Annotated in this window: 16 protein-coding genes; 13 read left to right on the top strand and 3 right to left on the bottom strand. The window is 45.3% G+C overall.

Annotated elements, in window-relative coordinates:
• Nucleotides 1–162 precede the first annotated feature (162 nt).
• The 10 genes from QMA04_RS13240 to QMA04_RS13195 all read left to right on the top strand — a co-directional run bounded on the left by QMA04_RS13240 (nt 163) and on the right by QMA04_RS13195 (nt 9,617).
• Nucleotides 163–1,167 carry a LacI family DNA-binding transcriptional regulator gene (locus tag QMA04_RS13240; protein WP_191715225.1) on the top strand — a complete coding sequence of 335 codons (1,005 nt, stop codon included), beginning with the start codon at nt 163–165 and terminating at the stop codon, nt 1,165–1,167.
• A gap of 18 nt (nt 1,168–1,185) precedes the next feature.
• On the top strand, nt 1,186–2,142 hold the full coding sequence (locus QMA04_RS13235; protein ID WP_290186328.1) for a sugar kinase: 957 nt from the start codon (nt 1,186–1,188) through the stop codon (nt 2,140–2,142).
• A gap of 10 nt (nt 2,143–2,152) precedes the next feature.
• Entirely contained in the window at nt 2,153–3,166 is a 1,014-nt protein-coding gene (allD, locus tag QMA04_RS13230; protein ID WP_191715227.1) for an ureidoglycolate dehydrogenase, read from the top strand.
• Between the two features lie 21 nt (nt 3,167–3,187).
• Nucleotides 3,188–4,192 (top strand): TRAP transporter substrate-binding protein, encoded by a 1,005-nt coding sequence (locus QMA04_RS13225; protein ID WP_290186325.1) that lies wholly within the window; start codon nt 3,188–3,190, stop codon nt 4,190–4,192.
• Nucleotides 4,193–4,261: 69 nt separating this feature from the next.
• The gene (locus QMA04_RS13220; protein ID WP_191715229.1) at nt 4,262–4,759 is read left to right on the top strand and encodes a TRAP transporter small permease; all 498 of its coding nucleotides are present in this window, start codon (nt 4,262–4,264) and stop codon (nt 4,757–4,759) included.
• On the top strand, nt 4,759–6,030 hold the full coding sequence (locus QMA04_RS13215) for a TRAP transporter large permease (protein WP_290186322.1): 1,272 nt from the start codon (nt 4,759–4,761) through the stop codon (nt 6,028–6,030). The genes QMA04_RS13220 and QMA04_RS13215 overlap by 1 nt, the downstream gene beginning before the upstream one ends.
• 12 nt (nt 6,031–6,042) lie before the next feature.
• Entirely contained in the window at nt 6,043–7,062 is a 1,020-nt protein-coding gene (locus tag QMA04_RS13210; protein ID WP_191715231.1) for a zinc-binding alcohol dehydrogenase family protein, read from the top strand.
• A gap of 12 nt (nt 7,063–7,074) precedes the next feature.
• The gene (locus QMA04_RS13205; RefSeq protein WP_191715232.1) at nt 7,075–7,695 is read left to right on the top strand and encodes a bifunctional 2-keto-4-hydroxyglutarate aldolase/2-keto-3-deoxy-6-phosphogluconate aldolase; all 621 of its coding nucleotides are present in this window, start codon (nt 7,075–7,077) and stop codon (nt 7,693–7,695) included.
• 15 nt (nt 7,696–7,710) lie between these two features.
• Entirely contained in the window at nt 7,711–8,769 is a 1,059-nt protein-coding gene (uxuA, locus tag QMA04_RS13200; protein WP_191715233.1) for a mannonate dehydratase, read from the top strand.
• 11 nt (nt 8,770–8,780) lie between these two features.
• Nucleotides 8,781–9,617 (top strand): SDR family oxidoreductase, encoded by an 837-nt coding sequence (locus QMA04_RS13195; RefSeq protein WP_290186317.1) that lies wholly within the window; start codon nt 8,781–8,783, stop codon nt 9,615–9,617.
• A gap of 91 nt (nt 9,618–9,708) precedes the next feature.
• Here the strand turns inward: QMA04_RS13195 and QMA04_RS13190 are convergent, their stop codons facing one another.
• From QMA04_RS13190 to QMA04_RS13180, 3 genes are read right to left on the bottom strand one after another with little or no spacing between them, the layout of a single operon-like run.
• On the bottom strand, nt 9,709–10,281 hold the full coding sequence (locus tag QMA04_RS13190) for a 5' nucleotidase, NT5C type (protein WP_290186315.1): 573 nt from the start codon (nt 10,279–10,281) through the stop codon (nt 9,709–9,711).
• The gene (ribD, locus tag QMA04_RS13185; protein ID WP_290186313.1) at nt 10,278–11,381 is read right to left on the bottom strand and encodes a bifunctional diaminohydroxyphosphoribosylaminopyrimidine deaminase/5-amino-6-(5-phosphoribosylamino)uracil reductase RibD; all 1,104 of its coding nucleotides are present in this window, start codon (nt 11,379–11,381) and stop codon (nt 10,278–10,280) included. Before ribD ends, QMA04_RS13190 begins: the two co-directional genes overlap by 4 nt.
• Nucleotides 11,368–12,129: a GTP cyclohydrolase II gene (locus tag QMA04_RS13180; RefSeq protein WP_290186311.1), complete on the bottom strand. Its 762-nt coding sequence runs from the start codon at nt 12,127–12,129 to the stop codon at nt 11,368–11,370. Before QMA04_RS13180 ends, ribD begins: the two co-directional genes overlap by 14 nt.
• Before the next feature lie 248 nt (nt 12,130–12,377).
• Here QMA04_RS13180 and QMA04_RS13175 point away from each other — a divergent pair, with 248 nt between their 5' ends.
• The 3 genes from QMA04_RS13175 to QMA04_RS13165 all read left to right on the top strand — a co-directional run bounded on the left by QMA04_RS13175 (nt 12,378) and on the right by QMA04_RS13165 (nt 14,423).
• A complete protein-coding gene (locus QMA04_RS13175) occupies nt 12,378–12,875 on the top strand; it encodes a ferritin (protein WP_191715238.1) in 498 nt (165 codons plus the stop codon).
• A 61-nt stretch (nt 12,876–12,936) separates the two neighbouring features.
• Nucleotides 12,937–13,668, top strand: coding sequence for an ABC transporter ATP-binding protein (locus tag QMA04_RS13170; RefSeq protein ID WP_191715239.1), 732 nt, complete (start codon nt 12,937–12,939; stop codon nt 13,666–13,668).
• Nucleotides 13,665–14,423, top strand: coding sequence for an ABC transporter permease (locus tag QMA04_RS13165; protein ID WP_290186308.1), 759 nt, complete (start codon nt 13,665–13,667; stop codon nt 14,421–14,423). The genes QMA04_RS13170 and QMA04_RS13165 overlap by 4 nt, the downstream gene beginning before the upstream one ends.
• Nucleotides 14,424–14,456: the final 33 nt, after the last annotated feature.

Genomic DNA, 14,456 nt, shown 5'->3' with positions numbered 1-14,456 from the left:
AAATGATCTGTCTGCTTAAAATTTGGCGGCAGCCAACGGAATTGATTTTTAAGTTTTCGGACTATTAAATAAAATTTTCTGAAAAACCATTGATTTTTCAAAAAAATTGAATTATACTTTCCTCAAACCACTTACTAAACCGGTTTAGTGCGAGGAGATACAATGAAAAAAATAACAATGCAAGACGTAGCTTTAAAAGCGGGAGTGTCTAAAAGCACTGTTTCCCAGTATATAAATAATCGTTTTGAGTTTATGGGGGCGTCGACAAAACTACGAGTTGAAGCCGCTATCAAAGACTTAGGTTATATTCCAAATCAGGTAGCGAAAAGTTTGAAACAGAAAAAAACCGGAACTATCGGAGTGATCGTAGCAAACATTCTGCACACGTTCTCAACTGAAATTATTCGCGCCATTGAAGACGAATGCGAAAGGAATGGATTTCACCTTTTCGTCTGTAATGCCGACGATCAGCCGGAAAAGGAACGGGCTTATATCGACATGCTGGTGGCAAAGCAAGTGGACGGCTTGATTATTTTTCCGACCAACGGCAATTACGATTATTACAAGCAATTAAAAAATGCAGAGTTCCCCATTGTCTTCGTCGACAGAATGATCAACGAAGCGATTTTTCCGACCTTGTTGCTCGATAATGAAAGCGCTTCAAGAATCGCTGTAGACCAATTGGTCAAAAAAGGGAAGAAGAAAGTAGGTTTGGTTTCCACTTCCATCACACAACATGTAACACCGCGGATTGAACGCATCAACGGGTACAAAAAAGCGATGGCAGAGTACGGACTCGAAATTGAAGAAGACTGGATTATCGCACAAGATAAACAGGAAATCGGCAATCGGCTCCAGCATTTGTGGGATTCCGCTAATCGGCCTGAAGCATTTTTTGCGACTAACGATTTGGCTTTGATTGAATTGCTGAAATTCATCAAGAAAAATGGACTGTCTATTCCAGCGGATATCGGTGTGATTGCTATCGATGATTCACCGTTTCTGGCAATTGCAACGCCGCCGATTTCTGTTATCAGGCAGCCGACTTTTGAAATTGGGCAAGATGCTGCACACACCCTTCTCGAATTGATTGGCAGCAAAGATTTTAAAGAAGAATATGAAGAGCGGCGTTATCTTCCAATTTTGGTTGAAAGAGAATCTGTATAAATTAAGGGAGGTGAGAGTTTGCCTAAAGAATTTGGCGTATTAACAATTGGGGATGCCATGATTACCATGAATCCTTCTAGCACAGGGCCGATGAAATACGTAACACAGTTTGAACGCAAGGTCGGCGGTGCTGAAATGAACTTTGCAATTGGCTGTGCGCGATTGGGGCTTAACAGCAAGTGGATCAGCAGGTTAGGCAAAGATGAATTCGGCCGGGTGATTTATAATTTTGCTCGCGGCGAAGGCGTTGATGTTTCGTCAGTGGATTTTGTAGAAGGCATACCGACATCAGTGAACTTTAAAGAAATTCATGCTGATGGATCGGGGAAAACATTTTATTACAGAGACCCTTCTCCCATTTCGTTTCTTTCAGAAGAAGACATCACGGAAGAATTATTCGAAGGCATCCACGTAGTTCATTTAACGGGGGTTTACTTAGCTCTCAGAGAACAGAATATGGCAATAGCCCAAAAAATTCTGGCTATCGCGAAACGAAAAGATATCCTCGTTTCTTTTGATCCCAATATCCGTTTGAAACTATGGACCATCGAGAAAGCGCGTGAAGCTTACGAAACCATTTTCTCGGACGTGGATATCCTGCTGACAGGACTGGATGAAATCCAGATGATTTCGGGGAAAGAAACGCTAGAAGAGTTAGTCGGGTATGCAGAGCGCTTTAAGATCCGGGATTTTGTCATTAAAGACGGAGATAAAGGATCGATGCTCTACAGAGAAGGGCGATGGATTAAAGCACCTGGATTTTCTGTAACACCTGTCGATACGGTAGGAGCAGGAGATGGCTTTGATGCAGGTTATATATACGGAACGCTGAATCAGTTCGACGAAGAATCCTTATTGCGCTTTGCCAATGGAGTTGGAGCTCTCGTCACTACAGTCACTGGAGATAATGAAGGCTTGCCGTATTTGGAGGAAGTCGAAAACTTAATCGGCAATATAAAATCCGTAGAACGATAGGAGGAAGTCCATGGCAACTGTAACGGTGGCTTTTACAGAAGTCCAACAGTTAATCGGAGAAAAACTTGTAAGTGCAGGCGTCAGTGAAGAACAAGCTGCCAAAATTGCTGCCATTCTTATCCACGCGGATTTGCGTGGCGTGAATTCGCATGGGGCATTGCGAACAGAACATTACATGAAACGGCTCAAGGCCGGCGGAATTAATCCAACACCCGATATTTCATTCAACAAGACTGGTCCAGTGACGGGTGTGGTTAATGGAGACGATGGTTTTGGGCATGTTGTGGCAGATATCGCCATGGACCATGCCATCGAGATGGCGAAAGAAAACGGAGTGGGCATGGTGACAGCCATGAACAGCAGCCATTGCGGAGCGCTCAGCTATTTTGTTCAAGAGGCGACTGAACAGCAGCTGATTGGCATCGCAATGACGCATACCGATAAAATTGTCGTCCCATTCGGAGGAAGAGAATCTTTCCTCGGAACGAACCCAATTGCATACGGTGTTCCCGCCAAAACTGAGAAACCATTCATTTTGGATATGGCCACATCAAATGTTGCTTTAGGGAAGATTCTTCAGCACAAAGAGGAAGGCAAGGCTATTCCGGAAGGCTGGGGAGTGGATAAAAATGGAGCAACGGTGACCGATCCTGCTGAAGTGGTTTCTTTGATGCCATTCGGGGGTCCGAAAGGCTCTGGTTTATCGATGATTGTAGATATTTTTTCTGGTCTGCTGGCAGGCATGGCATTTGGCCCTCATATTAATCCGATGTATGAAGAGTTGGAAAAGAAACGGAAATTGGGCCACTATTTCTGTGCAATCAATCCTTCTTTCTTTACAGATTCCGAAATCTTTTTGGAGCAGATGGATAAAATGATCCAAGAGATTCGAGAAGTTCCGGCTGCTGAAGGTTTCAGCCGTGTCCTGGTTCCGGGAGAAATTGAACAGGAAAACGAAGAGCGTAATCGGAAACAGGGAGTTCAGATTGCGGCAACTACTTATGAGTATTTGAAAAACCAATAAAAAACAAAGGGGAGAATAGAAATGAAAAAGAAATGGTTAACAGGTGTATTTGCATCGGTACTGGTATTGGGAGCTTGTGGATCAAATGATGGGGCAGAAGAAGGCGGCGGTTCAGGTTCAGGAGATACAATCGAGTGGCGATTCGGCCATTTAGCTGATGAAAATCATATTTGGCATCAAACAGCTTTGAAATTTGAAGAATTGGTTGAAGCAAATTCAGATGGCCAAATGGAAATCACTATTTATCCCAATAACTCACTTGGCGGCGAAACGGATACTATCAACTCTATCCAGGCAGGAACAGCCGACATGGTTATTTCAGGGGAAACCCTCCAAAACTGGGCTCCTAATGCCGCATTGATGGCAGTTCCTTACGCGTTCCGCGATCTGGATCATGTGAAGTCAGTGGTTGAAGGGGACATCGGTGAACAAATCAAACAAGAAATCAGTGATGAAGCAGGATTGACGGCTCTTTACTACCATACACGCGCTCCACGTAATTTAACATCAAACGAGCCAATTACTTCTCCTGATGACTTGAGCGGATTCAGCATGCGTGTGCCAAACGTTCCTTTGTTCCTGGATGTATGGCAGGCTGCTGGCGCTTCTCCTCAAGTAATGGATTTCAATGAAGTCTTTACAGGCTTGCAGCAAGGGGTAATCGATGGCCAGGAAAACCCGGTTGATTTGATTCAAAGTGGTGGATTGGCTGAAGTACAGGATTACGTAAACCGCACTGAACATGTCTATTCTTGGATCTACATCCTAGTAGGCAACGAGCAGTATAATGCATTGTCTGATGACTTGAAAAAAGTGGTTCAAGATGCTGCTGCAGAAGCTCAGGCTATGGGTGAAGAATTGTATGAAACTGAAATTTCGACAATTGAGCAGGAATTGACAGATGCCGGCATGGAATTTGTTGATGTCGATCAGGATGCTTTCCGCGAAGCCATGACACCGGCTGTCGAAGCTTCATTGTCTCCGGAGCAATTGGAATTGTACGAACAGATCCTTGCAGTTGAATAATATATAAGCATGGCATGTTTGGCTATAATGGCCGAATATGCCTTTCCATTAGGGAAGGAATGAATTCAGATGACAAATTTCCGGAAATTAATTGACGCCACACTCGCCTTTTTGACAGTGCTCAGCTTTGCTGGCGTTATCATTATTGTCACCATCCAGATTATTTCACGTTTTGCACCGTTTTCCTTCATCTGGACCGAAGAGCTGACGCGCTACCTTTTCTTATACGGCATTGCTTTCGGTGCCCCCTTGGCTTTAATGAGAAATGAATTTATCAATGTGGATATGATTCTCAACAGAATGCCCGATAACTTTCGGAGATACTACGAAATCATCATATATTTGGCCATCATCTTATTAAGTCTGGTAATGGTCGTTCAAGGATATAGTTTTACATTGTTAGGGGATAATCAACGATCGGCAACTATGCCTTTTCAAATGTCAGTTGTGCATGCTTCTCTATTGATCATGAGTGTATTCCTGGTGTTTTATGCAGTTTTGAAAATTATCGATTTGATCAAAAATAAACAGGATTACAGCCAGAACTTTGGAGAGGATGATTTCTAATGGCTACTTTACTTTTTGTATCCTTCATCGCATTAATTTTTCTGGGAGTTCCAGTGGCTTTTAGTCTTGGACTGGCTTCCTTTATCTATCTGATGTTGGCAGGTATCCCTCTCAACATCATTCCTCAACGGATGTTTGGAGGGCTCAACTCATTTGTTCTGCTTTGTATTCCAGGATTTATCCTGGCAGGCAACTTAATGAATGCGGGCGGCATAACCAATCGGATCATCAAGTTCGCCAACGACCTTTTTGGGCATATCCGTGGCGGTTTGGGACTTGCCAACGTCGGGGCTTCAATGGGCTTTGCAGGGATCTCGGGAACAGCACTTGCGGATACCGCAAGTATCGGTTCTATTCTAATACCTGCGATGAAAAAAGAAGGATACGGAGCAGGATTTTCCGCTGCTGTAACAGCTTCTTCTTCTACTGTGGGCCCTATTATTCCGCCTTCTTTGCCTATGATCATCGTAGGTACATTAGCTTCTCTATCCATTGGCGATCTATTTTTAGCTGGTGCACTTCCGGGCATTCTATTGGGGCTGGGGTTAATGATTCCAACGTATATTATTTCAGTAAAGCGGAACTATCCGAAAGGTGACCGTCAATCTATTAAAACCATTTGGAAAAGCTTCACTGGTGCTTTTTGGGCATTGCTGATGACATTCATCATTCTTTACGGAATTTTAGGCGGTTTCTTTACGCCGACAGAAGCTTCAATTATTGCTGTTCTTTATGCCTTTGTCATTGGTATTTTTGTCTATAAAGAATTGCCGATTAAAAAAATACCGGAAATTATGCTTTCTTCCATGACGGCGACAGCATCCATCATGTTGCTTGTCGGATTTGCCAACTTGTTTGGCTGGATTATGGTGCGCGAACAGATTCCACAGCTGGTCGCGGAATCGATTCTTGGCATTTCAACGAATGCCATCATCGTTATTTTATTGATTAATTTGCTGTTGCTTTTTGTAGGTACGTTTATGGAAACAATTGCGGCATTGGTCATCCTATTCCCTGTGTTATTGCCGGTCGCACTGACAGTCGGAATGGATCCAATCCAATTTGGTGTCATGATGGTATTGAACTTGGTAATTGGCTTGGTGACGCCACCTGTAGGCGTCTGTCTCTTCGTCGCTTCCCAGATCGGGAAGGTATCCATTGGGAAAACAGCAAGGGAATTGGTGCCTTTCCTCGGAGTCAGTTTAGTCGTGCTTATGCTGGTCGCTTTTGTACCGCAAATTACATTGTTCTTACCAAGTCTATTTGAATAGGTGGTTGTTAAAATGAAAGCAGTACAAGTTCCAGAAGCTCATAACATGCAAATTATCGATCAGGAAACCCCGAAAATTCAGAACAGCGACGAGGTATTGGTTAAAGTGAAACGCGTAGGAATTTGCGGCTCTGATATGCATATTTACCATGGAACAAACCCTTTGGCCACCTACCCCCGTGTCGTTGGACATGAAGTGGCCGGCGAAGTGGTCAAAGTGGGAAGTTCTGTGGAAACGCTGGAAATTGGAGATCACGTAGTCATAGAGCCGATCAATTACTGCGGTGAATGTTACGCTTGCCGAAAAGGCCGTCCGAATGTTTGTGAAAAATTATCGGTTTTTGGTGTTCATGAAGATGGAGGCATGCGCGAATTTATAGTGTTGCCTGAAAAGCAGCTCCATGCCGTCGATAAAGAGTTGGCCTGGGATGAAACGGTCCTGGCAGAGCCCTATACAATCGGCGCGCAAGCGGTATGGCGTGGAGGGGTTGAAAAAGGGGATACGGTTCTGATTCAGGGCTGTGGGCCTATCGGCATCTGTATTTTGAAATTGGCTAAAGTCGCAGGAGCCACAGTTTACATGACAGATCTGAGTGAAGAACGAATGGCTTTTGCGAAGGAAAGCGGTGCTGACGAAGTCATCAATGCGGGCACTGAATCCGTCAAAGAGCGCGTACTTGAGCTTACGTCGAACGAGGGGGCCAATGTCGTCATCGATGCGGTATGCCTGCCTGCTACTGTTGAACTTAGCATCGACCTTGTTTCGCCTGCAGGCAATGTCGTTATTCTGGGGTTTGATGAGCGGCCATCGGCAATTCCGCAATTGCCGATTACCAAAAAGGAAATCACCATTGTCGGTTCAAGACTGCAAACGAATCAGTTTGGAAAAGTGGTAAGCCTCTTGAACAGTGGAAAACTAACGTCGGGTGGTTTAATTACGCATAAGTTCTCATTGGACGAGGTACAGGAAGCATTTACATTTGTTGAAAATAATCCGGACAAAGTGAGAAAAGCATTAATTGTCTTTGAATGAGGAGAGTTGCAGATGATTCCAAAAATGGAAGTATATCAACAAATACTGGATGCTAAAATCGTTGCTGTAATACGCGGCAAGGACGCAGAGGAAGCGATAGCTGTGGCTGAAGCTGCAGTGGCTGGTGGCTTAACGGCCATCGAATTGACCTACACGACACCGAATGTTTCACGGGTCTTCGAAAAACTGGCGGGTTCGCAGGCGCTTATTGGCGCAGGAACGGTTCTTGATGCAGAGACCGCTCGCCATGCGTTGCTGCACGGTGCTGAATTTGTCGTCAGTCCAAGCTTTAATTCGGAAATTGCCAAAGTCTGCAATCGCTACAATGTGCCGTATTTGCCGGGTTGCATGACGATCAAAGAGATGGTCGAGGCGACTGAGTGGGGCTGTGACATCCTGAAGCTGTTTCCAGCCAACGGATTCGAACCTTCCTTTATTGGTTCGGTCAACGGACCATTGCCGAAAGTGCGCATCATGCCAACAGGCGGCATCAATATTAAGAACATGAACGCCTGGCTGGATGCCGGAGCTGTAGCAGTCGGCATCGGTACTGATTTAACGAAAGCGCACCGTTCATCTGGAGAACAAGGCGTTACTCAATTGGTTGAGGACTATCTCAAAGAATTGGCTTAAAGAAGGAGGGCTCTTATGAATATCACATTTCGCTGGTATGGCCGCGGCAATGATAGCGTGCAATTAGAACAAATCAAGCAGATTCCAGGAACCAAAGGAATTGTTTGGGCGCTTCACCACAAGCCGGCTGGAGAAGTTTGGACAAAGGAAGAAATCGATTCAGAAGTTGAGTATATTAAATCTTATGGTTTCCATGCTGACGTGGTAGAAAGTGTCAATGTCCATGAATCCATTAAATTGGGCAATGAAGAGCGCGATCAGTATATTGAAAACTACAAAGAGACAATCCGCAATTTAGGGGAAGCCGGCGTCAAAGTAATCTGTTATAACTTCATGCCGATATTCGACTGGACACGTACTTCTTTGTACCATCCCCTTCCGGATGGTTCCACTGCCTTATTCTTTGAAAAGGAGAAGATTGAATCCCTAGAGCCTGCGGAACTGATTGAAACGGTAGCGTCTGCTTCTGATTTGACACTCCCTGGATGGGAACCGGAGAAGATGGCGCGCATTCAGGAACTTTTTGCGGCATACGAAGGCATGGATGAAGAACAGCTATGGGGAAATCTTACTTATTTCCTTCAGGCCATTTTGCCGACCGCAGAAGCGAGTGGTATCCAAATGGCGATCCATCCGGACGATCCACCTTGGTCCATATTCGGTTTGCCGCGCATCATGACAGGCGAAGAGAGCTGGGAGCGTCTAATTTCAATCTCGAATTCGCCATCCAACGGCATTACGTTCTGCACAGGTTCGATGGGAGCTAACCCCGAAAACGATATGGTGGATCTGGCTTCAAAATATGCCAAGCATTCACCGTTTGCCCATCTGCGCAATGTGAAGATTTTCGAGAACGGGGACTTTATCGAAACCTCCCATTATACACAGGACGGTTCAATCGACTTGAACGGTGTAGTCCGTGAATTTTCAAAACAAAACTATTCGGGGTATGCCCGTCCGGACCACGGCCGCCATATCTGGAATGAAGAATGCAGGCCTGGATACGGGTTATATGACCGGGCACTGGGAATCATGTATCTTCTAGGGCTATGGGATGCACATCAATCAAAATAAGGGAGGATACTATGTTTTCAACTCATGAAAATATTGCAGGACGAACAGCTGTCATCACCGGTGGGAGTGGCGTTCTTTGTTCGGAAATGGCGCGACAACTTGCCTTTCAAAAAGTGAATGTAGCCATCCTGAACCGCACAGCTGAAAAAGGACAAGGCGTGGCAGATGAAATCAAAAGTGCAGGCGGCCAGGCGATCGCAGTAGCAGCCGATGTATTGGATAGAGACTCTTTAGAAAAAGCCAAAGCACAGATTCTTGAAGCCTTCGGACGGATTGATATTCTGATCAATGGAGCAGGAGGCAATCACCCCGATGCTATTACCGATGTTGAAATCCATGAAGAAGATGCGACAGGAAAATCCTTTTTCGAATTGGGAGAAGACGGTTTTTCGCGCGTCTTCGCCAGCAACTTCACCGGCTCATTCTTAGCCAGCCAAGTATTCGGCAAGGAATTGCTGAAGCAAGATGCACCGGTTATTTTGAACATTTCTTCTATGAGTGCTTACTCGCCGATGACAAAAGTTCCGGCCTATAGTGCGGCAAAAGCAGCCATCAATAATTTCACCATGTGGATGGCTGTCCATTTTGCAGAAGAGAATTTGCGTGTCAACGCTATTGCGCCTGGGTTTTTCCTGACAGCACAGAACAAAGACCTGCTCACCAATGCGGATGGTTCGCTGACACCCCGTTCCGGGAAAATCATGGCCAGCACGCCGATGAAACGTTTCGGCAAACCGGAAGATTTGGTCGGAACGATGCTGTGGCTTTTAGATGAAAACTACTCCGGCTTTGTCACAGGGATTACCGTGCCTGTAGACGGCGGGTTCCTGGCTTATTCAGGTGTATAAAACAAAAAACCACATTCTCAGGAATGTGGTTTTTTTCATTGATAAACAGATTCAATATTCATAGGAAGTGCGATTATGGCTGCTGAGGCCTTCATTTAATTTCGCTATTGATCAAATCGCCCAATTCATCCCAGTTTTCCACACGCGGCAAATCGAGGTGGCGGTTATAGGACTGGTCTTTGACGATCGCCTTTACCGGATCGTTCGTCAAGGTATCCAAAACTGCCGGCTTGTCATCGAAGTAATAATCCAGATTCAGTTCTTTGATGATGCCCGCTTTTTCCGAATCCTTCATGCCGCAGAAGAAGTTTTCCCGGCTGACAGGGAATCCCTGGTTAATCAGCCAGCTGAATGTGTTTTCTGTATGCTCCGGCGGCCGTGACGTAATGTAGAAAATGTCATGTCCTTCCGACTCGAGTTGCTTCAAGAGTTCAAGCGCACCGGGGTAAAGAGGGCAGTCCGTGAAATAAAGGAAGTCCAAGGACTGATTCCACATTTTCTTTCCTTCTTCATCGCTTAAGCCGAACGCCTCATGAATTTCCACTCGGTTCAAGGCATGGAAAATATCGATATCCACTTTTTGGCCCAGTTGCTCCTGGTAATAGTGAAACGCGTATTCACGCAAATTGATCAAAGTATCGTCTACATCAAAGCCGAATCTCATACATTGCTGCCTCGCTTTTCGGGATAGCCCGTAAATTTAAAGTCCTTGCCGATTTTGGTGAATTCCCCATTACGAAGATCAATGGCATCTTTCATCCATTCAATGCCTGTTCCTTCAATGAAAGTTGGCGCGATTTTGCCGCCGACAAGTTTAGGGGCAAAGTAAAAGACTACTTTGTCAATCAGCCCATTTTCAAGGAACGCCGCATTGATAGTGCCGCCGCCTTCAATAAAGAGTGAAGAAATTCCTTTTTCGCCGAGTACACGGACGACATCCGATACATCCACTTGGGTATCGCTGCTGGTTTCGTAAATGGAAATGCCAAGAGCTTCCAACGCTTTGCGTTTGTCGGCATCGTACTGTTTACTTGTGAAAATCCAAGTATCCGCAATGCCATCCGTAACAAGCTTCGAGTCCAGTGGAATGCGAAGTGTCGAATCAAGGACGACACGGAGCGGATTTCGACCGTTTGGAATGCGTGCCGTCAATTCCGGATCGTCTTCGACTACGGTTCCGACGCCGACCAATATCGCCATATGCTGGCTGCGCAGAAGATGGACATCTAACCGCGCTTCCTCGGATGTGATCCATTTGCTGTCGAGGGAATGGGTCGCGATTTTGCCATCCAGTGTTGAAGCGGCTTTCAAGGTCACAAAAGGAGTCTTTTCAACAATAAATTTATTGAACACTTCATTCATTTCTCGGGCTTCCTGCTCGCGGACGCCAACAATCACTTCAATGCCGGCTTCTTCCAGCATGCGGACACCGTTGCCGGAAACAATCGGATTTGGATCGGGTGTGGCCACGATGGCTTTTTTGATGCCCGCATCGATGATGGCTTGGGCACAGGGGCCCGTCCGTCCGAAATGTGAGCATGGCTCAAGCGTTACATAAATCGTTGCACCACGGCTCAAATCGCCTGCCATGCGAAGGGCATGGACTTCCGCATGGGGCTCACCGGCTTTCAGGTGAGTGCCAATGCCGACAACACGGTTGTTATTGACGATGACAGAGCCGACCAACGGATTGGGATCTGTCTGGCCTTTCATGTTCTTCGCATTGTAGAGTGCGAGATCCATATAAAATTCATGGCTTGACATGGACAATATCCTCCCCGTCTTTAAGATGGCCGGAGCGGTTGATTTTGGTCTGCAGGTAGTTGGCGTTGTATTCGGATTCGTCTCCCCACAGAGAGGTTCTTGAAGCGATTTGAAGACCGGCTTTTTCAATGGCCGCCACTTTTTTCGGATTATTGGTCATCAACGTAACCGGCTTGGTACGCAATGCTTGCAGCACGGCGATGGCATCTCCGTAATTTCTGGAATCATCCACGTAGCCTAAGCGTTCATTGGCTTCAACAGTATCGTAGCCATTTTCCTGCAATACGTATGCCATCGCTTTGCTGAACAAACCGATGCCGCGTCCTTCGTGGTTTGCCAAATAAAACAATGCGCCAGTGCCGTGGTCTGTAATGCGTTTCATGGATTGTTTCAATTGGTAGCCGCAATCACAGCGTTTGCTGCCAAAAATGTCACCTGTATGGCAGATGGAGTGCATGCGGATCAAGGCTTCTGCATCATTTTCAAAATCTCCATAAACAAGAACGCTTGATTGCTGATATTCTGCAAGATTTGCTGAGCTCAACTTTTCGATGATGCTCTCGTAATCTTCAGTCACTTCTTCAAGGCTCAACCAACAATACCAGTTGAATACGAACGTCTCATCATATAAGTTCACCGGCAGCCGAATTGGTCCAACTAAATAGACGGCACCTTCTTCTGTTTTAATCATTTGGATTTTTTCTTTTAATATCGCAAATACTTTTGGATCTAATTTCGTGTCTGTCATCCTGTTTCCCCCTATATGAACCTTATCTCTATGATATCTTACTACATCATGTTACTAAAAGTAAGTAATAAGCACTTTATTGTTTCTAAATAATAATTATTATCATTTGAAAATAACTAATTCCCATTACAATTGATATTTATTCTCAATTAAATAATAATATTCTCATTTGATTTGATTATCTGATGGCGCTGTGGTATATTATCTACATTATAATAATTCTAAATAAGAAATCAGGAGGAATGAACATGTTATCAGAAAAATTGACGAATGCATTGAATGATCAATTCAATAATGAATTACAGGCAGCACATGCTTATACCGCAATGGCGGCGTATTTCTCCAAAAAAGGCTATCACGGATTTGCCAATTTCTATTTGATCCAATCAAGAGAAGAGCATTACCACGCCATGAAATTCTATCATTACTTGGTGACAATGGATGAAAAGCCGGTTTTGCAAGCTTTGACTGAACCCAAAAATCATTTTGTCAGCGCATTGGACGTACTGGAAAGTTCATTGTCACAGGAAAAATCGGTGACCAGCAATATTTATGCATTGGTTACATTGGCCGATGAGTTGCAGGAACATGCCACACTTTCCTTCCTGGACTGGTTCATCGAAGAGCAAATGGAGGAAGAAAAATCCTTCCGCGACATCATTGCAAGAGTAAGAGCCATTGAAGAAGGCGGAGAGTACTTCCTGAAAATGGACGACGAATTTGCCCAGAGAAAACTGGAAGATTAATAAAGCGAGCAGCACATAGCAAAATATGTGCTGTTTTTCTGCTCGAAAGGATGTGAGGTTCGTGTCTGTAACCTACAAACCGGCTATACATTTTAATCACGTGGATTTTTCATTTGGGAAAAATCAAATTTTAAAAGGCATTACCGGCTCGTTCCCAGAAGGCAAGATTACGACGCTCGTAGGCCCTTCGGGAGCCGGTAAAACAACATTGTTGAAGTTATGCAATGGTTTATTGTCTCCTGCTGCTGGAGAAGTCTACATTAAAGACCGGCCCATTGAAGACTATGAGCCTGTTGAGCTGCGCCGAATGGTCGGCATTGCACTTCAAAGCGCTCCAATGGTTGGCGGCAGCGTCTATAAAAATTTAGGCCTGCCACTGGAGCTGCAGGGAAAGTCTTTATCCAAAGCCGAAGCGGTTGAATTGCTGCATGATGTCGGGCTGGAAGAGGAACTGCTGGAGCGGAAAGTCAAAGACTTATCCGGTGGCCAGCGCCAAAAGGTCTCTATTGCCCGGACATTGGTCAACAAACCAGAGGTTTTGCTGCTCGACGAAATCACTTCTTCTTTGGACCGCACTTCTTTGAAAGAAATTGAGGAATTGATCGTCAAAATCAACCGGAAATACGGGACGACTATTATTTGGATCACCCATAACCTTCAGCAAGCCCTGGAAATCGGTGATTTCACATGGGTGATGATGGACGGCGAAGTGGTGGAAACGGGAGAAAGCGACTTGCTCAATGACCCGTCCAATGACAAGGTCAGACGGTTTGTCAGGGGGGAAGCGGGATGAGCTATTTAACGTTATCAATCACTTTGATTTTTGTGGTCATTCCGCTCTTATTGTCCAAAACCTTGAAACTGGGGCTGGAACGGGACACAATCATCGCCACGCTGCGTTCGATCGTGCAATTGCTGGCAGTCGGTTATGTATTGAAATTTGTTTTTGATTCGGAGAGCCTGATCTATATTTTCCTGATGGTCGCTTTGATGATTGTGGCGGCTACCCATAATGCCCAGAAAAAAGGGGCGGCGATTCAAGGGATCACTTCGAAAGTAGCTGTCACCTTGGTGTTTGTAGAAGTGTTGACGCAAGGCATTTTGCTGGGCTTCAATATTACGCCTGCCACCGCGCAATACATCATTCCGATCAGCGGCATGGTCATCGGGAATTCAATGGTGCTGTCGATTCTCTTCCTCAACCGTTTCACGGCTGAAGTCGAGTCGCATCAAGATGAAACCGAGCTGATCCTGTCGCTTGGAGGGACGCCTAAACAAGCCATCCATACACAATTGATCAATTCGATAAAAGCCAGTATGATCCCAACCATCGAAAGCCAGAAAACAGTTGGGCTTGTACAGCTGCCGGGAATGATGAGCGGGCAGATCATCGCTGGGGCGGATCCGATCCAAGCGGTCCAGTTTCAGCTGCTGATCATGTTCCTGTTGCTGACAACAGCCGCTGTCACCAGTGTTATGCTGGGCTTCCTGTCCTATCCGACTTTGTTCAATCAACGGATGCAATTAATGAGTAAAGACCTTAGCTAGTATAAAGACAAATTCGGATTCTCCGAATTTGTC

This window comes from Planococcus sp. APC 3900, from assembly GCF_030407735.1.
GTDB classification, from domain to species: domain Bacteria; phylum Bacillota; class Bacilli; order Bacillales_A; family Planococcaceae; genus Planococcus; species Planococcus notacanthi.
Note: the sequence above shows the minus strand (reverse complement) of the source record. Positions and strands in the feature narration are given on the sequence as shown.

Bases quoted from the DNA above. Each gene is read 5' to 3' on its own strand.
- QMA04_RS13205 (WP_191715232.1), top strand. From the start codon at position 7,075: ATGATTCCAAAAATGGAAGTATATCAACAAATACTGGATGCTAAAATC.
- QMA04_RS13240 (WP_191715225.1), top strand. From the start codon at position 163: ATGAAAAAAATAACAATGCAAGACGTAGCTTTAAAAGCGGGAGTGTCT.
- ribD (WP_290186313.1), bottom strand. From the start codon at position 11,381: ATGTCAAGCCATGAATTTTATATGGATCTCGCACTCTACAATGCGAAG.
- QMA04_RS13220 (WP_191715229.1), top strand. From the start codon at position 4,262: ATGACAAATTTCCGGAAATTAATTGACGCCACACTCGCCTTTTTGACA.
- QMA04_RS13180 (WP_290186311.1), bottom strand. From the start codon at position 12,129: ATGACAGACACGAAATTAGATCCAAAAGTATTTGCGATATTAAAAGAA.
- QMA04_RS13165 (WP_290186308.1), top strand. From the start codon at position 13,665: ATGAGCTATTTAACGTTATCAATCACTTTGATTTTTGTGGTCATTCCG.
- QMA04_RS13195 (WP_290186317.1), top strand. From the start codon at position 8,781: ATGTTTTCAACTCATGAAAATATTGCAGGACGAACAGCTGTCATCACC.
- QMA04_RS13215 (WP_290186322.1), top strand. From the start codon at position 4,759: ATGGCTACTTTACTTTTTGTATCCTTCATCGCATTAATTTTTCTGGGA.
- allD (WP_191715227.1), top strand. From the start codon at position 2,153: ATGGCAACTGTAACGGTGGCTTTTACAGAAGTCCAACAGTTAATCGGA.
- QMA04_RS13210 (WP_191715231.1), top strand. From the start codon at position 6,043: ATGAAAGCAGTACAAGTTCCAGAAGCTCATAACATGCAAATTATCGAT.
- QMA04_RS13175 (WP_191715238.1), top strand. From the start codon at position 12,378: ATGTTATCAGAAAAATTGACGAATGCATTGAATGATCAATTCAATAAT.
- QMA04_RS13225 (WP_290186325.1), top strand. From the start codon at position 3,188: ATGAAAAAGAAATGGTTAACAGGTGTATTTGCATCGGTACTGGTATTG.
- uxuA (WP_191715233.1), top strand. From the start codon at position 7,711: ATGAATATCACATTTCGCTGGTATGGCCGCGGCAATGATAGCGTGCAA.
- QMA04_RS13190 (WP_290186315.1), bottom strand. From the start codon at position 10,281: ATGAGATTCGGCTTTGATGTAGACGATACTTTGATCAATTTGCGTGAA.